Below are 17966 nucleotides of genomic sequence, written 5' to 3' on the forward strand. Positions count from 1 at the left end.
TTGTAAACAAAAAAAATAATCAAAAAATATCATCTTTTTTGATACTATTGATTGGCATTTATCGTTACGATATATGATGAAAATACGCTACGCTATACTTTTGTTTTTTATTTCTTCCCTAGGTTTTTCTCAAGAAAAGCGATTGTCATTAGATTGGGAGAAAATGTTAGTGGATGTTAATACCCCTTTAAATAGGTCATTACATTTTACTCAAAATGAAGACGCATCATGGAGCTATTTAACTCAATGGGAAGTAAATCAACCTATTTTAAGTTCCAGTGTGAGTATTAATGATGTAGTTTATGAACCTATTCCAAGTTCTCAGTTGTCTATATTAGATAAGAGTAAAATTCAATCAGAGATATCATATACAATACAAACCTCAAAAGCTAGAAATACATATTATGCTAGTTTAAATGTGAGTCCTTTTATTATTACTAATGGACAGTATAAGCGTATTAAAAGTGCTAAGGTTATGTATGCTTTTACACGAGCAAGCAATACGATATCTTCTATTCCTCTTACAAATTCGATATTAGCAAGTGGTGATTATTATAAGTTTTATGTAGAAGAAACTGGAGTACATCAAATTACGCGTAATTTTTTGCAAAGTATGGGGATGCCATTAGATGGAATAGATCCGCAAACAATTAAAGTATATGGGTTAGGTGGTTCACCGTTACCACTACGTAATAGTGATAATGGAGATGAAGTGTTTGATCTAAGAGAAATTCCAATACAAGTAGTAGGTGGTGAGGATGGGACATTTAATGGAAATGATCATATTCTCTTTTTTGGAGAAAGTTCTCGGAAATTTCATGAAGAATTAAATACAAACATAAATCCATATTCAGATAGGTCGTATTATTATGTAACAGCAGGCGGAAGTGAAGGTTTACGTGTACAGCCCATGAGTCAGCCTTCAGGAACTCCAGATGCTACATTTACAACATTTGATGATTACCAGTTCCATGAAGAAGATACAGAAAATATTGTCTTAGTAGGACGTAGATGGTTTGGAGAACAATTTAATATTGAAAACGAGCAAACTTTTGATTTTACATTTCCTAACATAGTTTCTAGCCAAACAGCTGCATTGAGAGTCCTTCTAGCAGCAGCTTCAGAATCTCAAACTTCTTTTGAAATTGCTGTAAATGGTTCTTCAGTAGGAACAGCAATACTAAACCCTATAAATGATATAAGCTTAGCTACTGGGAGAACGTTTGAAATAGATATTCCGATCTCAACTCCAGATGTAACAATAACAATAACGTATAACAATGGTGGTAATCCTTCTAGTTTAGGATACCTTGATTATATAAGTCTAGATGTCCCAAGAGCACTTCAAGGTACAGGAGAACAAATTAATTTTAAGAAAAATGAAGCAGCTACGTTAAGTGGTTTAGGAGAATATGTTTTTAGTAATGCTAGCGATTATTCTCAAATTTGGGACGTAACTGATCAGACATCCATAACAACAACCCTTAATGATGGAGGACAAGGGAATATTAGCTTTAGAAGTCAATTAGGGACATTACGTCGTTTTGTGGCAGTAACTCCTTCAGATTATTTTACTCCTTTTAGAGAGAGTAATAATACAAGAGTTGCTAATCAAAATTTAAAAGGGACGATCTTTCAAAATAATAGCGGAGCGTTTCAAGATGTAGATTACTTGATGATTACTGGTGATTTATTACGACCACAGGCAGAACGACTAGCAGAACATAATAGAACGTTTAGAGGACTGAATGTAAAAGTAGTCACGCTTAATGATATTTATGAAGAATTTGGAGGTGGTAGGCAAGATATCGGAGCGATACGCAATTTAGTAAAGTATGTCTATGATAATGCATCTTCAGAATCCAATAGAATTAAATATCTATGTTTGTTTGGAGATGGTTCTGTAGATTATAAAGATCGACTTTTTGGTAACAATAATATTATTCCTTCTTTTCAGACTGAACAGAGTTTTAGTCTCGCTAGTTCTATAGTGTCTGATGACTACTTTGGATTTATGGATCCCAATGAAGGCTTTGTTGAGCTTAATGGAGGAGGAAATGATCGATTAGATATCGCAGTAGGACGTATTGTAGCAGATACGCCATCGCTGGCTACGACGGTTGTAGATAAAATTATAAGTTATGATACAAGAGAGTCATTTGGCCGCTGGCGTAATAATTTAGTCATGATCTCTGATGATGCTGATGAACCAGGACAAGCTCATTATGAATTACAAGTAAATCTAGATGCGTTGAGTGATGAGATTGAAGAACAACGACCTTCTACAAATGTTATAAAAATATATAGTGATGCTTTTCAGCAACAATCTTCTGCAGGAGGAGATCGATATCCTCAAGTAAATGAAACGATTTCTAATGCTTTAGAATTAGGGTCTTTAGTAGTGACTTATTTAGGGCATGGCGGAGAAGAATTGTTAGCTTCTGAAGCCATTATTACACAGAATGAAGTAGATGAACTCGCAAATGATGAACGTCTTCCTTTGCTCATTACTGTAACCTGTGAGTTTACAAAATTTGATAATCCACGTCGTCCTACAGGAGGAGAAGGTTTTATTTGGAGTCCAGATGGTGGGGCAGTAGCTATGATCGCAACAACTAGAGAGATATTTGTTGGTCTTGGTTTAGATTTTAATGATGACATTGCTGCAGAAATTTTTGGATTTAATAATAACGAGCTTGTAAGTGTTGCAGAACATGTACGACGTGCAAAAAATCAAGAGGGAAATAGTCAACGTAGGGTAATTTTCTTTTTAGGAGATCCAGCGATGACATTGGCATTTCCAAGGCCTGATATCCGATTGACCGCTGTAAATGATGTTCCTGTAGGACAAGAGTTACCTACATTAAGAGCCTTAGATCGTGTGAAAATAAATGGTGCTGTTACCAGTGAATTAGGGCAGGTAATTTCTAATTATACAGGTACATTAGCAGTTACCTTATATGATAAAGATATACAACGTCAAACATTAGGTAATGATGGTACGATAGTAGATGGAGAATTAGGGATTTTAGATTTTAAAACGTTAGGAGCTGTATTGTACAGAGGACAAGCTTCGGTTACAAATGGACAATTTGAATTTGAATTTATTATGCCGCGTGATACCGCCATCCCTTTAGGAGAAGGACGGTTAAATTTTTACTCAGAACGATTAGGTGTGCTAGAAGATCAAGCAGGTGTGAATAGAGATATTATTATAGGCGGACTTAATGAAGATGCACCACCCGATAATTTAGGACCTCGTATTCGATTGTTTATGAATGATGAAAGTTTTGTGAATGGAGGGATTACAGACGATTCTCCTATTATATTGGCAAAACTAGAAGATGAAAATGGAATTAATACCGCTGGAGGTATAGGGCATGATATTGTAGCAATTATAGATGGTGATGAAACAAATCCTCTTATTTTAAATGATTTCTATGAAACAGAAGTAGATGATTTTACAAGAGGAACAGCAAGCAGGAGACTTCGAGATTTAGAAGAAGGTCTTCATACACTTACGTTCATCGCGTGGGACGTATATAATAATTCTTCTAGAGCAGAATTACAGTTTGTTGTAGTTGGAGATGGAGAATTGCAGCTTGAAAATGTACTTAATTATCCAAACCCTTTTGTAAATTACACAGAGTTTTGGTTCAATCATAATAGACCTTTTGAGCCTCTTGATGTACAAGTTCAGATATTTACAGTGAGTGGAAAAGTGGTAAAAACCATTAATCAAACAGTTGTGAATGAAGGGTTTTTGTCTAGAGACATCGTGTGGGATGGATTAGATGATTTTGGAGAGGCAATTGGAAAAGGAGTGTATGTATATAAGATAACCGTAAAATCTACGTTAACTAACAAGCAAGTCGAAAAGTTTGAAAAGCTTGTAATTCTATAAAATATAAATCTATAAAAAGTCTATATTTGTTCAAATTTGAAATTTTTATGAAGAAAATGATGATGCTGTGCTTAGGAGCATGTTTCGCTTTTAACGCAACGGTGCAAGCCCAAGACGAGCCTAATACAATTACAACGGCGGTCCCATTCTTAGTTATTGCTGCAGACGCACGTGCTGCAGGACTTGGAGAACAAGGAGTAGCAACGAGCCCAGATGTATATGGCGTACAGTGGAATCCTGCTAAACTAGCTTTTTTAGATACAAAGCATAATATAGGAGTTAATTATACACCTTATTTAGGGAATTTAGTAAATGATATTGCTATTTTACAAGCTGCCTATGCAAATCGTATTGATGAAAAAAGTGCTTTTGGAGCAAGTCTTCGATATTTTAGTTTAGGAACAATTACGACAACTACAGGACCTAATGATCCTGGATTGGATATTCGTCCTAATGAATTTACAATAGATGCAACCTACGCACTTAAATTAAGTGAGCGTTTCTCTATGGCAGTGTCAGGACGTTATTTACGAAGTGATCTTAGAATCCAACAGTTAGATCCAGATGCTAGAGCAGCGAGTTCTTTTGGAGTAGATATCTCAGGATACTATCAATCTGAAGAAATCACCTATAATAGTTTCGATGGTCGTTGGAGAGGAGGATTTAATATCTCTAATATAGGACCAGAAGTATCGTATAGTGATGCCGATAATGATGATGATTTTATTCCTACTAACTTAAAGCTTGGTGGAGGATTTGATTTTATCTTAGATGGTTATAATAGAGTATTTGTTGGATTAGAATTCAATAAATTATTAGTGCCTACTCCTCCTAGAAGAGATGGAGAAGGAAATATTATTGCTGGACAAGATGATAATGTAAGTTTCTTTCAGGGGATTTTCCAATCATTTGGAGATGCACCAGATGGATTTAGTGAAGAGCTTAAAGAATTTACATGGTCACTTGGAGCTGAGTATGTGTATGACAATGCCTTTTCGCTTCGTGCAGGATACTTTAATGAAAGTGATATTAAAGGAGCACGTAAATTTGCAACCTTAGGCGCAGGATTTGAATTTAATGCTATTGATATAGATTTATCATATCTTTTCTCTACTGGGTCGGTACGTAGTCCGTTAGAAAATACCTTACGTTTTGGACTTACTTTCCATTTTGGAGATGAGTTTGATGAATACTAGGAAATATGATTTCCGTGTAAACGGAAAAGAAATATGAAAAAAATTAAGATAGAATCGTTTTTGGAAGTATACCCATCTATAGATGAGCTTCCAAAAACGATTTTTTCATTGATGCAAGAAGCTATACTTGCAAGAGATACTGCATATGCGCCTTATTCAAACTTTTTTGTAGGAGCCGCTGTTTTATTAGAAAACGGAAAAATAATACGAGGGAGTAATCAAGAGAATGCAGCATATCCATCTGGTTTATGTGCAGAACGTACTGCGATTTATTATGCTTCCGCGCAATATCCAAATACGGCTTTTAAAGCTATCGCTATAAGTGCAAAAGGGAAGGATAAAGCAACGTCGCAACCTATTCCACCTTGCGGATCTTGTAGACAAGCAATTGCAGAATATGAGATACGACAAGGAGAGGCGATTCCTATTTATTTTATGGGAGATCAAGGGGAGGTATGGAAAAGTGATTCTTTAGAAAACTTACTTCCATTACTTTTTACCTCAAAATACCTTTAAAAAACATTCTTTTATTATTGAGATTATTAATGAGTACGCTTTCGCGAAAGCGTATACTTGAAGCATTACAGTTTTCTTAACAAAATAATCAGAATAAAGCGCATTACTATTTCGTTTTCGTAACTTTTATGCAAAACCCTTTTTGCGGTATCTATCTAATACCTTATTTTTGTTAGTGGCTTTTAGTAAAGTCATTTTTATACTCGTTATAGATGAAGAAAATCACTAAAGAAACGTATCTTAATTGGTACGAAGAAATGCTCTTCTGGCGTAAGTTTGAAGACAAGTTAGCTCAAGTATACATTCAGCAAAAAGTTAGAGGGTTCTTACACCTTTATAATGGCCAAGAAGCTATATTGGCAGGGTCATTACATGCGATGGACTTAAGCAAAGACAAAATGATTACTGCCTATCGTAATCACGTACAACCTATAGGTATGGGCGTAGACCCTAAACGTGTGATGGCAGAATTGTATGGGAAAGCAACAGGAACCTCACAAGGACTTGGAGGATCTATGCATATATTTTCAAAAGAAAAAGGTTTTTATGGAGGTCACGGTATTGTAGGTGGTCAGATTCCATTAGGAGCTGGAATGGCTTTTGGAGATAAATATCATAAAAGAGAAGCGGTTACATTATGTTTCTTTGGAGATGGAGCAGCACGTCAAGGTTCTTTACATGAAACCTTTAATATGGCGATGAACTGGAAGTTACCTGTCGTATTCTGTGTGGAAAATAATGGATACGCCATGGGAACATCAGTGGCTCGTACTGCAAATCATGAAGATATTTGGAAATTAGGTCTTGGGTATGAAATGCCATGTGGCCCTGTAGATGCTATGAATCCTGTAGCTGTAGCAGAAGCTATGGATGAAGCCATTGATAGAGCAAGAAGAGGTGATGGTCCTACATTCTTAGAATTGAAGACATATCGCTATAGAGGACACTCTATGAGTGATGCACAGCATTATAGAACAAAAGAAGAAGTAGCAGAATACCAGAAAATAGATCCTATTACGCAAGTAAAAGATATTCTGTTAAAAGAAGGATATGCTACTGAAGATGAAATTAAAGTAATGGACAAACGTGTAAAAGAACGTGTTGCAGAATGCGAAAAATTTGCAGAAGAAAGTCCATTCCCTGAGAAGAATGTGATGTACGATGTCGTATACGAACAAGAAGATTATCCATTTTTACCTCATAAACTATAAGCTATGGCACAAGTAATAAATATGCCGCGACTTAGCGACACGATGGAAGAAGGTACTGTTGCTACTTGGCTCAAAAAAGTAGGTGATACTATCGCTGAAGGGGATATCCTAGCAGAAATAGAAACTGATAAAGCAACAATGGAGTTTGAGTCATTTTATGATGGAACATTACTTCATATAGGAATTCAAGAAGGAGAAACGGCGCAAGTAGATAAATTGCTAGCCATTATAGGTGATGAGGGAGAAGATATTTCTGCATTATTAAATGGAACAGCTGAAGCTCCTGTAAAAGAAGAAACAGTAGAAACTCTTGCTGAAGCTACAATAGAAGAAACGACTACAGAAGCAGTAGCAATTCCTGATGGAGTTGTCGTAGTAACCATGCCAAGACTTTCTGATACGATGGAAGAAGGTACGGTAGCGACATGGCTTAAAGGAGTTGGTGACACTGTAGAAGAAGGAGATATCCTAGCAGAAATAGAGACTGATAAAGCAACAATGGAGTTTGAGTCTTTTAATGAAGGAACTTTATTATACATAGGACTTGAAGAAGGTGCTACTGCAAAAGTAGATGCCCTTCTAGCAGTATTAGGACCAAAAGGAACAGATGTTTCTGGAGTAGTTGCCAATTTTAAATCTGGATCAACAACACCAAAAGCAGTTGCTGAAACTCCTAAAAAAGAAGCTCCTAAAAAAGAGGAACCTAAGAAGGAAACTCCAAAAGTAGAAGCCCCAAAAGCAAGCTCTTCAACAAATACAACAGCTACTTCAAATGGTGGACGCATATTTGCTTCCCCACTTGCAAAGAAAATAGCAGAAGAGAAAGGAATCAATTTAGCACACGTAAATGGTTCTGGAGAGAATGGTCGTATTGTAAAAGCAGATGTAGAAAACTATACGCCAAGCACAGCGAGCGCAGGAGCTAGTGTACAACCATTTGTTGCAACAGGAGAGGAAAGTTTTGAAGAAGTGCCAAACTCACAAATGCGTAAAGCCATTGCAAGAGCACTTTCAAATTCTAAATTCTCTGCACCACATTATTACTTAAATGTGGAATTCAATATGGAAAATGCAATCGCATTTAGAAAGCAGTTTAATCAATTGCCAGATACAAAAATATCATATAATGATATGATTGTAAAGGCAACAGCTATCGCTTTAAAGAAACACCCTCAAGTAAATTCTCAATGGTTTGATGATAAGATGAAACTAAATCATCATGTGCATATTGGTGTTGCAGTTGCAGTTCCTGATGGGTTAGTAGTACCTGTAGTTAATTTTGCAAATGAAAAGTCATTACCGCAAATTAACGCTGAGGTAAAAGAACTTGCAGGAAAATCTCGTAATAAAAAGTTAACCATGCAAGAAATGGAAGGAAGTACATTTACAATTTCAAATCTTGGAATGTTTGGTATTACCGATTTTACATCTATAATCAATCAGCCTAATTCAGCGATCTTATCTGTAGGTGCTATCGTAGAAAAACCAGTGGTGAAAGATGGACATGTTGTTCCTGGTCATACTATGAAGCTTACCATGGCATGTGATCACCGTACCGTAGATGGTGCGACGGGCGCACAATTCTTACAAACACTAAAAATGTATATTGAAAATCCAGTATTAATGCTTGCATAATGCTTTTAATATACTTTTACCATATAAAACCCGTCTTTAAAGATGGGTTTTTTTATCTTTAAACCTATGAGGAAACTATTTTTTTATCTAGTATTAGGAAGCTTAATTATTTCATGCGGAACTGCATTACAACCCGTAAATGAATCTAATGTTCCTCCGCCACCGCCACCGCCACCAGTATCAATACCAGATACGCCTAAGCCAGATCCTACAAAAGATCAGGTGACTATGGTTTTTCCTAACATTAGTAACATGACTTCTGTAAAGAAATCTATTGAGTTTCTTGCAGCAGATGAATTACAGGGAAGAAATACAGGAAGTCCGGGCATAGAAATCGCTGCTCAATTTATAGAAGCACGCTTTAAAAATGCGGGTGTTGCTCCTTATTTTGATACCTATAGAGATAATTTTTCAGCAAAAGGAGAAGATGCTTTTAATATCGTAGGAGTAGTAGAAGGAAATGATCCAACCCTTAAAAATGAAATTATTATCATAGGAGCACATTACGATCATATAGGAAATGGAAAACCTGTAGGTGATGATGTGATTGCAAATGGAGCTAATGATAATGCAGCAGGTACTACAGCTGTGTTGACACTTGCGGATCATTTCGCGAAAGCGAAAACCAATAAAAGAACCATCATTTTCACATTATATTCTGCTGAAGAAAAAGGATTGTTAGGGTCAAAGCATCTAGCAAAAAAACTTAAAAAACAGAATATCACGCCGTATGTGATGTTTAATATAGAAATGATTGGAGTTCCTATGAAAGACAAAGATCACTTAGTGTATATTTCTGGGTATGATCTTTCAAATATGCCTGCAAAGTTTAATGAATATGCAGGAGAAAAAGTGATAGGTTTCTTACCTAAAGCTAAAGAGTTTAATCTTTTTAGACGTAGTGATAATTACCCATTCTATCAAGAGTTTGGGATACCAGCACACACGATTTCTTCGTTTGATTTCACCAACTTTGATCATTATCATGGCGTAGGTGATGAGGCAGATAAAATGGATATTTCGTTTATGGAAAATGTGATACAAAAACTGATTCCGGGTCTAGAACGTATGGCAAATACGGCAGCACAGGAGATTAAAATGAATTAATGGACATTTATAGATATAACGGATTGAGATATCCGTCTACACGGATATGAAAAGAATTATAGTTACAGGAACCAGTAGGGGAATAGGATATGAATTAGTTCAAATATTAGCCAATCAAGGGCATCAGGTTCTTGCGCTTTCGCGAAATGAGACTCCGTGTAAACTCCTAAATAAACAGAATATTACAGCATTCTCTTTTGACATCACACAAGCGAGTCATTTTGAAAAAGTCATTGATTTTATAGAAAGTGATTGGGAAGGCGTTGATATATTGATTAATAATGCAGGTGCATTGCTTAATAAACCTTTTGCCGAAACGACTATGGAAGCGTTTGAAGCGGTCTATAAAGTAAATGTATTTGGTGTGGCAGAATTGACGCGTGTGGTACTTCCATATATGAAAGAAGGAGCTCATGTAGTGACGGTGAGTAGTATGGGAGGTGTGCAAGGAAGTATGAAGTTTCCTGGACTTTCAGCTTATAGTTCTAGTAAAGGGGCTGTTATTACATGGAGCGAACTCCTCGCTGAAGAATATAAGGAGCAACAAATAGCATTTAATGTAGTGGCTTTAGGTGCTGTGCAAACTGAAATGCTAGAAGAAGCATTTCCCGGCTATCAAGCGCCACTTACGGCTGAAGAAATGGCTGAATACCTAGCTGATTTTTCTTTGACAGGAAATAAATTTTATAACGGAAAGTTATTACAAGTTTCTGCAAGTACGCCGTAAAACTCTTGTTAATATGGGACAAGAGTTATATATGATTGCATTAGACACGAAGAAAATTCAAGAAAACTTGGCTCCTTTTATTGATAAAAAGATCGAGTCGCATCTTAAAAGATTTTTGAAAGAGTATTGGTATAAGGTGTCTAAAGAGGTATTGCTTGATAAAGTAATTGATAATCCAAATGCATTTACAATTCTTGAAGTAGAATGTCTATATTTTTGGTTAGATGATTTACATGATACATTATATAGAAGCTATCAGAATAGAATACGTAAAATTCGAAAAACGGGTAGTATTAGGGCAGATGTTTTAAAAATGAATAAATTAAAGTTTTTAAAGCATTATGGTGTTAATTTATTTTTTGAAATACCTTCAAAAACGCCTGTCAGAGCTTTTTTAGAAATCTTCCACGATTATTTCTGGAACTATGAAAAGAAAATATTTTTTTTTGAAGACATAGATGATTTAAATAAAATGGAAATCTGTTTGATAAAAGACTTACATCATTTTTCTAATTATTTTCTAGCTTATTGCGGTCAGATAGTTATTCATTTTGGGGATGATGAAGATGATAAGAAAGAAGCGAAAAACATTTTAGAGGACATAAAACTAATAGATCTATATACTTATAAACGTGCTGTAGAGGATACTAGTCATTTGATGAATACCACAGATGAAGGGTTCAAATATTCATTAATACAACTGTTTTATTATGCGCAAGGTTTTGAAAAAGAAATTGTGAACTTGCCAATAAATACAAGGGTTTGGAATTTCCATACCTAGAAATGGATATAAAAGAACATAATATATTAAGATATATATGAAGAAAGAAACGATTATTATCCTAGCAAGTTCCCGTTCTAATGGAGATACCTCAAAAGTAGTAAATCAATTACAACAAGTTGTAGATTGTGATGTTGTAGATCTTAATGACTATGAGATTAGTTATTATGATTATGGGCATGCCAATAAAGACGATGATTTCCTGCCTTTAATGAAACGTATCATTAGTGATTACCAAAACATCATTTTTGCAACACCTGTGTATTGGTATACGATGAGCGGAATCCTAAAAGTGTTTTTTGATAGAATCTCTGATCTATTAACCATAGAAAAAGACTTAGGTAGGCAGCTTCGCGGGAAAGGTTTTGGAGCTCTTAGTTGTTGTATGAATGGAAGTGTAGATGAGGAGTTTTGGCATCCTTTTAAAAAAACAGCTGGTTATTTAGGAATGAATTATATCGGAAACATTCATGTTGATTCTTTAGAAAACATAGATGTACTTAAAGATTTTGGAAATAAGATTACTACGCTTTAAAATATAAAAAGTCATCTAGAAACTTATTTCTAGATGACTTTAAATTTCAAAAAATATTTTTATTAGAATCTACAGAAATTTTCTAAAAATACTTGTCCGTTTACTTCAAAAGAAATACCGCACCCTGAACTACAGAATGGGCAATCACTATCGCTGGAACAATCTATAAGTTGGGCTTGACAGCCGCCTCCCCAGAATCCTCCTTTAATTTCTTTTTGTTCGGTGTTTGAAAGTGTTCTAACACCTTTTAGATTTAATGTTTTCTTTAGCATGAGATATGTTTAAATGATTAGAACATGTTTAATTAAATTGACATACATCAAAAAACTCTATAGGCCCTTGTGGGGTGTTTACTGTAATTCCACAACTACGACCACAAGGACAGTCATTGTCATCATAGCATTGAACAAGTTGAGGTTGACAACCTCCCCAATATCCTCCTTTAATTTCTTTTTGTTCGGCGTTTGATAATGTTCTAACACCTTTTAAATCTAATGTTTTCTTCAGCATAATAAGATTTTTATAAGTTACTATTAATATCCCTTTCAAGATACATTCTTTTTGTTTGTAAAACTCTTATTTGTAAATAGTTAAATCCCTATTTTGTTTAAAATAGGGAAGTGGTTTTTAAGAGAAAATTATTCTTTATATTCCTTTAAAACTATTTTAGAAGTAGTGATTTCTTCTCCATCTAACAGCACTTTAGTACGCTTTATAGTTACAATGATGGTATCCTGTTTATTACCGTCATATGTGATAACCGTTTGTATGTCTGTAGAATTTTCATTTTCAAAAATAATGGCGTCTAATAAGGTAATGTCTTGTATAGTTTCTTGATAGTTTAATTTTAATGATGTAGTCGTGTCAATAAGTTGCTTAAAATTAGGGTATTGCAGCTGAAGTTTCTGAGTGTCAATATGATCTTGTATTTTTTCTTCAATTAAGATTTTGTAAGCATTTTCTAAAGAAATAGTAGTAGGTGCTTTTTCTATAGTAATACTATCGTTAGATGGTGCAAACTCTTTTCTATTAGAACACCCTAACACCACGCACATACATATAAAGAGAAGTACTTTATTCATAGTTAGTTCTAAATTTAAGTTTTACAATTTTGCCCCCTTGTCGCTTTGATTCTATAATTTCAAAACCTTGTAAGCTTTGAGTAGGTGTAGTGAGCTTGTTTATAAGCTCTTCCTTGGTATACATCTCAATACCTACATCATAGGGAAGTACTTTTATGAGAATGGCGTTTTCTGCAATCAACTGTTGTAATTGTTGTTTCCGTTTTTTCCAATCATTTAGGTTATTATTTGCATAAAAATGTAACATCAAACTATAGTCATCAGTATGTAAAGGAATATCTTCAGAAATGGAGGTGTCTATATACCTTTTGATCGTATCTGTTTTATGATATGGAGATTGCACTACAAATTGTATATAGTCAGCTTTTGTTTTCCAAGAGAAACAGCCTAGGCTATCACTTTTTATATAGGTGGGTGATTGATCATTATTTAAAATGGTAATATCTAAAGGAATAGTATTGATATAAGCACCTCTATCTGTATCTATAAAACAGAAATGAAACGTGTTCTCTGATTTGAAATAGGCGCTCATCAACACTAGAATAGTAATGAAAAGTGTGAGTCCAATACCTATATATTTATATAAAGATGTAGTTTTCTTTTTCTCTTGAGTAGCTATTTTCTGTTCGTTACAGAACACAGACCAAGAGGTAGCTCCTGTATAACGTGATAATAGGTCGAGAACATCGACTCTTGGAAGTTTTTTGGGTTCATTTTTAAAATACGTATAAAATGATTTTTCACTAATGCTTCCTTTTACGTGAGTGACTAAGTCTTCCTGAAACAGCACTATATCCTGTCCTTTCCAAGAAGCAATAGGGGTGTCTATAGCAGGATGATGTTTCCTAAAAGTGGTTAGAACTGCATGCGTTAATGCAGTAAATAATATGTATTCTTTTTTGGTGATAAAATTCTTATTTACAGTTATTTGTGTGTTTGTAAAACGATTTACAAACCTTTTACAAGCGTCTTACAATGCATGGCTTGATTTAGATTTTATGTTTGACTTCAGTAATCAATAATTAAAAAATATGAAGACACAAACATCAATTTTAAAGGTACTATTTCTTTTTATAGTTTCATCATTTTTATATACTTCGTGTAGCAAGCATAAAAGTGATGCTGCTTTTGAAGCTATAGCTGTAGAGCGCACTGGGGAAACTGAAATGTTCAAATCTGTTGGGACAAATGAAGTGGAAAGTTCTAAATCAAAAGCTGCAACATCAACAGTAAAAATTATCAAAAATGCGACGCTTAGAATGGAAGTAGACGATGTTCTATTAGCTACTCGTATAGCACGTGACTATGCAAGATATTATGAAGGCTATGTTTCTGATGAACGAATGAATACAAATGCATATCGTAAAGAAAACAGATTTACCATACGAATACCACAATCTTATTTTGATGATCTATTAGATAGTATAAGTACGCTTTCAAAAACAATAGAAACAAAAAGTATTACCACGGTAGATGTTACTGAAGAATACGTAGATATTCAAAGTAGATTAAAAACGAAAAAAGAGGTGAAAGATCGATATGAATCTATATTGAGAGGAAAAGCTAAAACCGTAGAAGAAGTACTTCAGGCTGAAGAAAAAATACGAATTCTTCAAGAAGAGATAGAATCAGCAGAAGGGAGATTGCGTTATATGTCTAATAAGATAAGTTATAGTACGATACAAGTTGATGTGTATCAGGAACTCCCTGCTGTAGAGCTCCCCGCAGATAACGGACCATCATTTTTAAGTGAGATAAAAGAGAGTTTACGTTTTGGACTTTCAATATTGGAAGTGCTTGTTTTAGTGTTGTTTCGTATCTGGCCTTTGATACTTATTTGTATAGGGATTTTTATAGTATATCGCATAAGAAAAAACAAAGATTTAAAATAAAAGAGCTAAATGTTGAAATTAGAAATCTTAATAATTACAGTATGAAATTCTAGATCCCGCTTAAAAAGCGGGATTTGTTTAACTACTTATTTTGAATTCATCCTTAACTTTTTAAAATAGAATTTCACTAATAAAATGAAACACTTTTAGTACTTGTCAGACATATAGAATATTCTTACTTTAGAAGAAGATTCCTATGGTAGAAATACTTACTAAATATATTCCAGAACGTGCCGTACAACCTGCTTTTGAGCTTATCAAAACACATGGGGTGTATTTGAAAATTGTAAATGAACGTATTACACGACATGGAGATTATAGGAGAATGCCCGACGGCCAACATCAAATTACAGTAAATGTAAGTCTTAATAAATATCGATTTTTAATGACACTTATTCATGAGATAGCTCATTTGGTAGCTTTTGAAAAGTATGGACGTTTTATAAAGCCACATGGTAAGGAGTGGAAACAAACCTTTCAATTATTGATGTTACCATTTATTAGGCCTGATGTTTTTCCACAAGAAGTGTTGCCATATATAGCGCGTCATTTTAAAAACCCTAAAGCGAGTAGTGATACAGATGCACACTTGTCTGTAGCACTTAAAAAGTATGATCCGCCCACTGATAAAAATTATATCTTTGAGATTCCACCAGGGTCTAGGTTTAGAATTTATAATGGTAAAATTTTTAGAAAAGGGAATAAGCGTGTAAAACGCTATGAATGTGTAGAATTAGCTACGGGAAAGGTGTACTTATTTCAGCCTAATGCTGAGATTGAACAATTGGATTAAGAGAAGTATGAGTGAAAAGAATAAAAATTATTATGCATTATTAATGGCAGGCGGTGTCGGTTCACGATTTTGGCCTGTAAGTGTTGAATCCTATCCTAAACAATTTCACGATATGTTGGGTACTGGTGAAACTTTATTACAGAAAACCTTTCATAGATTAGCCAAACTTGTACCTGAAGATCAAATATTAGTGCTTACAAATAGCAAGTATAATGCGCTTGTTAAAGAGCAAATCCCGCAGATAGCACAGAAAAATATTGTATTAGAATCTGCTATGCGTAATACGGCACCTTGTATTTTATTATCAGCGTTAAAGGTGGAAAAAGAAAATCCTGATGCAGTAATGATTGTGGCGCCAAGTGATGCTTGGATAGAAGATGAAGATGCTTTTGTATGTGATTTACAAATTGCATTTGACGCATCACAAGAAGAAGATGTAATTACGACATTAGGCATTAAACCTACGTTTCCTAATACTGGATACGGTTATATAAATTATGATCAATCTGATTCCGCTTTCGCGAAAGCGGTTAAACGTTTTACAGAAAAACCAGATTATCCTACAGCCAAACAATTTGTTGAAAGCGGCGACTATTTATGGAATGCAGGAATGTTTATCTGGAGCGCACAAACCGTTCTTAATGGGTTTAAAGCCCATCTTCCAGAAATGTATACACTATTTGCAAATGGTATTCCTGTGTATAATACTCCCGACGAACAAGCATTTATTAATCAATATTATCCAGATGCCGAAAATATAAGTATTGATTATGGGATCATGGAAAAACACAAGCAAGTAAAAGTAGTGCCTGCTACTTTTGATTGGAATGACCTAGGTACTTGGGGTTCTTTATATGAAAAAATGGATAAAGATCAAGATGAAAATGCCATTATAAACGCAAAGGTGATTACTTCAAATACTTCAGGAACTATTATTAGAACTGAACGTGATAAAGTGGTAGTGGTAGATGGTCTTAAGGATTATATTATCGTTGAAAAGGAAGATGTTCTCGTTATAGTGCCAAAATCTAAAGAGCAAGATATTAAAGAAATACGTAATGCTGTACAATCAAAATTTGGTAGTAACTTAGGGTAGATTAAAATCAAGTTTATAGTTTGAAGAATATGGACGAAGCAGATAAAGAAATCCAACAAAACAAAAATAAAGAAGCTGTAAAACAAGATGCAAAAGGACTTTGGGAAAGTTTGAAATCTTTTGTGGTGGAACTTCTTGACTTTAGAGCAGATACAGATCGTGAAGTCACTATAGAGCACATTAAAAGTGATATTCCTTTTAAAGGAGCAACCGCTTGGATTTTGATATGTTCTATTTTTGTGGCTTCCATAGGGTTAAATGCAAATTCTACAGCAGTTGTTATTGGAGCCATGCTTATTTCTCCATTAATGGGACCTATTTTAGGAATAGGAATGTCTATTGCAATTAATGATATTTTCACACTTAAAAAATCATTTATCAATTTTGGTGTAATGATTCTTCTAAGTGTACTTACTGCGTTTTTATTCTTTTGGTTATTTCCTTTACGCGAAGAATCTTCAGAGTTATTAGCACGTACTAAGCCAGATATAAGAGATGTATTGATTGCCTTTTTTGGAGGATTAGCTTTAATCATTGCTCGTACTAAAAAAGGAACCATTGCCAGTGTGATTTTTGGAGTAGCTATTGCCACTGCCTTGATGCCTCCTTTATGTACTGTAGGATATGGGCTAGCTGAAGCTTTTATTGGTAATGAAAAAGGGCTTGGTTTTGCAGGTGGAGCCATGTATTTGTTTTTAATAAATACTGTATTTATTGCCCTGGCTACATTTATTGTACTTAAAGTATTACGATTCCCAATGATTCGTTATGCAAATTCTAAACGAAGAAAGAATATTGCAAGACTAACATCTATTGTCGCTTTTTTGGTAATGATTTTTCCAGCGTGGACATTCTGGAGTGTTTATAAAGAAAGTACTTTTAAAAATGATGCAAAACGATTTATAGAAAAAGAATTTGATGCCTTGCCTAACGCTGGTTTTATTAAAAAATATGCTAGCTACACCTATAATAAGAGTGATATTTCTAGTATCGATATTACTCCATTTGGAAATGATAAGATATCTGAGGAGACTATGAATGTTCTCAGAGCAAGGCTTCAAGATTACAGTGCGTTACAAGGAGTTAGATTAACACTGCCTTTTCAAAGAAATGATGACGGTGATGATTATAAAGATGAGGTGCGTTATATGGCTGAATTACGATCTAGAGATTCTTTAGATATTCTTAATAAAGACCAAAAGATTATTTATTTAGAACAAAAAGTGTTGCAGTTAAGCAAACTTGAGGAAGCATTGATTCCTTTTTCAGAAATTTGCGAAGAAGCAAAGATTCAATATGAAAACCTCAAAGCGTTAAGTTATTCTAGGACGTATATGTCTAATCTAGAGAATATAGACACACTTACTGTATTTGATGCTGTATGGAAAGATTCTATAGCAGATGATGTACTTACAAAAGATAAAGAACGTTTGTACAAATGGTTGGATTTTAAATTGAAGTTGGATACACTTATTGTGCGATAAATTTGTA

At 34.4% G+C, this 17966-nt stretch carries 17 protein-coding genes; 13 read left to right on the forward strand and 4 right to left on the reverse strand.

Features of this window, described 5'->3' with window-relative positions:
• The first annotated feature begins 73 nt into the window (after positions 1-73).
• The 9 genes from porU to Q1A60_RS18440 all read left to right on the forward strand — a co-directional run bounded on the left by porU (position 74) and on the right by Q1A60_RS18440 (position 11612).
• Positions 74-3904 (forward strand): type IX secretion system sortase PorU, encoded by a 3831-nt coding sequence (gene porU, locus Q1A60_RS18400; protein WP_363322600.1) that lies wholly within the window; start codon positions 74-76, stop codon positions 3902-3904.
• 47 nt (positions 3905-3951) lie between these two features.
• A complete protein-coding gene (gene porV / locus Q1A60_RS18405; RefSeq protein ID WP_299767982.1) occupies positions 3952-5100 on the forward strand; it encodes a type IX secretion system outer membrane channel protein PorV in 1149 nt (382 codons plus the stop codon).
• Positions 5101-5133: 33 nt separating this feature from the next.
• The gene (locus tag Q1A60_RS18410; protein WP_299767875.1) at positions 5134-5616 is read left to right on the forward strand and encodes a cytidine deaminase; all 483 of its coding nucleotides are present in this window, start codon (positions 5134-5136) and stop codon (positions 5614-5616) included.
• Positions 5617-5828: 212 nt separating this feature from the next.
• A complete protein-coding gene (gene pdhA / locus Q1A60_RS18415; RefSeq protein WP_089372881.1) occupies positions 5829-6827 on the forward strand; it encodes a pyruvate dehydrogenase (acetyl-transferring) E1 component subunit alpha in 999 nt (332 codons plus the stop codon).
• A 3-nt stretch (positions 6828-6830) separates the two neighbouring features.
• On the forward strand, positions 6831-8462 hold the full coding sequence (locus tag Q1A60_RS18420) for a pyruvate dehydrogenase complex dihydrolipoamide acetyltransferase (RefSeq protein ID WP_299767872.1): 1632 nt from the start codon (positions 6831-6833) through the stop codon (positions 8460-8462).
• 66 nt (positions 8463-8528) lie between these two features.
• Positions 8529-9569 carry a M20/M25/M40 family metallo-hydrolase gene (locus Q1A60_RS18425; protein ID WP_299767870.1) on the forward strand — a complete coding sequence of 347 codons (1041 nt, stop codon included), beginning with the start codon at positions 8529-8531 and terminating at the stop codon, positions 9567-9569.
• Positions 9570-9615: 46 nt separating this feature from the next.
• The gene (locus Q1A60_RS18430; RefSeq protein WP_299767868.1) at positions 9616-10296 is read left to right on the forward strand and encodes an SDR family oxidoreductase; all 681 of its coding nucleotides are present in this window, start codon (positions 9616-9618) and stop codon (positions 10294-10296) included.
• 13 nt (positions 10297-10309) lie between these two features.
• Entirely contained in the window at positions 10310-11077 is a 768-nt protein-coding gene (locus Q1A60_RS18435) for a hypothetical protein (RefSeq protein WP_299767866.1), read from the forward strand.
• 37 nt (positions 11078-11114) lie between these two features.
• Positions 11115-11612, forward strand: coding sequence for an NAD(P)H-dependent oxidoreductase (locus Q1A60_RS18440; RefSeq protein ID WP_299767864.1), 498 nt, complete (start codon positions 11115-11117; stop codon positions 11610-11612).
• Positions 11613-11674: 62 nt separating this feature from the next.
• Here Q1A60_RS18440 and Q1A60_RS18445 read toward each other — a convergent pair whose 3' ends face one another.
• The 4 genes from Q1A60_RS18445 to Q1A60_RS18460 form a co-directional block, all read right to left on the reverse strand.
• On the reverse strand, positions 11675-11884 hold the full coding sequence (locus Q1A60_RS18445) for a hypothetical protein (protein ID WP_299767862.1): 210 nt from the start codon (positions 11882-11884) through the stop codon (positions 11675-11677).
• 28 nt (positions 11885-11912) lie between these two features.
• Positions 11913-12122 (reverse strand): hypothetical protein, encoded by a 210-nt coding sequence (locus Q1A60_RS18450; RefSeq protein WP_299767860.1) that lies wholly within the window; start codon positions 12120-12122, stop codon positions 11913-11915.
• 128 nt (positions 12123-12250) lie between these two features.
• Positions 12251-12694: a hypothetical protein gene (locus Q1A60_RS18455; RefSeq protein ID WP_299767858.1), complete on the reverse strand. Its 444-nt coding sequence runs from the start codon at positions 12692-12694 to the stop codon at positions 12251-12253.
• Positions 12687-13484: a hypothetical protein gene (locus tag Q1A60_RS18460; protein WP_299767857.1), complete on the reverse strand. Its 798-nt coding sequence runs from the start codon at positions 13482-13484 to the stop codon at positions 12687-12689. Before Q1A60_RS18460 ends, Q1A60_RS18455 begins: the two co-directional genes overlap by 8 nt.
• A 241-nt stretch (positions 13485-13725) precedes the next feature.
• On the opposite strand from Q1A60_RS18460, the gene Q1A60_RS18465 reads away from it, so the two are divergent.
• The 4 genes from Q1A60_RS18465 (at position 13726) to Q1A60_RS18480 (ending at position 17959) form a co-directional block, all read left to right on the forward strand.
• Positions 13726-14586 carry a DUF4349 domain-containing protein gene (locus Q1A60_RS18465; RefSeq protein WP_299767855.1) on the forward strand — a complete coding sequence of 287 codons (861 nt, stop codon included), beginning with the start codon at positions 13726-13728 and terminating at the stop codon, positions 14584-14586.
• Positions 14587-14782: 196 nt separating this feature from the next.
• Positions 14783-15379, forward strand: coding sequence for a SprT-like domain-containing protein (locus Q1A60_RS18470; protein ID WP_299767853.1), 597 nt, complete (start codon positions 14783-14785; stop codon positions 15377-15379).
• A 7-nt stretch (positions 15380-15386) separates the two neighbouring features.
• Positions 15387-16475 carry a mannose-1-phosphate guanylyltransferase gene (locus Q1A60_RS18475; protein WP_299767850.1) on the forward strand — a complete coding sequence of 363 codons (1089 nt, stop codon included), beginning with the start codon at positions 15387-15389 and terminating at the stop codon, positions 16473-16475.
• A 29-nt stretch (positions 16476-16504) separates the two neighbouring features.
• A complete protein-coding gene (locus tag Q1A60_RS18480; protein WP_299767847.1) occupies positions 16505-17959 on the forward strand; it encodes a DUF389 domain-containing protein in 1455 nt (484 codons plus the stop codon).
• Positions 17960-17966: the final 7 nt, after the last annotated feature.

Source organism: uncultured Dokdonia sp. (assembly GCF_947492535.1).
GTDB lineage: Bacteria > Bacteroidota > Bacteroidia > Flavobacteriales > Flavobacteriaceae > Dokdonia.

Bases quoted from the DNA above. Each gene is read 5' to 3' on its own strand.
- porU (WP_363322600.1), top strand. From the start codon at position 74: ATGATGAAAATACGCTACGCTATACTTTTGTTTTTTATTTCTTCCCTA.
- porV (WP_299767982.1), top strand. From the start codon at position 3,952: ATGAAGAAAATGATGATGCTGTGCTTAGGAGCATGTTTCGCTTTTAAC.
- Q1A60_RS18410 (WP_299767875.1), top strand. From the start codon at position 5,134: ATGAAAAAAATTAAGATAGAATCGTTTTTGGAAGTATACCCATCTATA.
- pdhA (WP_089372881.1), top strand. From the start codon at position 5,829: ATGAAGAAAATCACTAAAGAAACGTATCTTAATTGGTACGAAGAAATG.
- Q1A60_RS18420 (WP_299767872.1), top strand. From the start codon at position 6,831: ATGGCACAAGTAATAAATATGCCGCGACTTAGCGACACGATGGAAGAA.
- Q1A60_RS18425 (WP_299767870.1), top strand. From the start codon at position 8,529: ATGAGGAAACTATTTTTTTATCTAGTATTAGGAAGCTTAATTATTTCA.
- Q1A60_RS18430 (WP_299767868.1), top strand. From the start codon at position 9,616: ATGAAAAGAATTATAGTTACAGGAACCAGTAGGGGAATAGGATATGAA.
- Q1A60_RS18435 (WP_299767866.1), top strand. From the start codon at position 10,310: ATGGGACAAGAGTTATATATGATTGCATTAGACACGAAGAAAATTCAA.
- Q1A60_RS18440 (WP_299767864.1), top strand. From the start codon at position 11,115: ATGAAGAAAGAAACGATTATTATCCTAGCAAGTTCCCGTTCTAATGGA.
- Q1A60_RS18445 (WP_299767862.1), bottom strand. From the start codon at position 11,884: ATGCTAAAGAAAACATTAAATCTAAAAGGTGTTAGAACACTTTCAAAC.
- Q1A60_RS18450 (WP_299767860.1), bottom strand. From the start codon at position 12,122: ATGCTGAAGAAAACATTAGATTTAAAAGGTGTTAGAACATTATCAAAC.
- Q1A60_RS18455 (WP_299767858.1), bottom strand. From the start codon at position 12,694: ATGAATAAAGTACTTCTCTTTATATGTATGTGCGTGGTGTTAGGGTGT.
- Q1A60_RS18465 (WP_299767855.1), top strand. From the start codon at position 13,726: ATGAAGACACAAACATCAATTTTAAAGGTACTATTTCTTTTTATAGTT.
- Q1A60_RS18470 (WP_299767853.1), top strand. From the start codon at position 14,783: ATGGTAGAAATACTTACTAAATATATTCCAGAACGTGCCGTACAACCT.
- Q1A60_RS18475 (WP_299767850.1), top strand. From the start codon at position 15,387: ATGAGTGAAAAGAATAAAAATTATTATGCATTATTAATGGCAGGCGGT.
- Q1A60_RS18480 (WP_299767847.1), top strand. From the start codon at position 16,505: ATGGACGAAGCAGATAAAGAAATCCAACAAAACAAAAATAAAGAAGCT.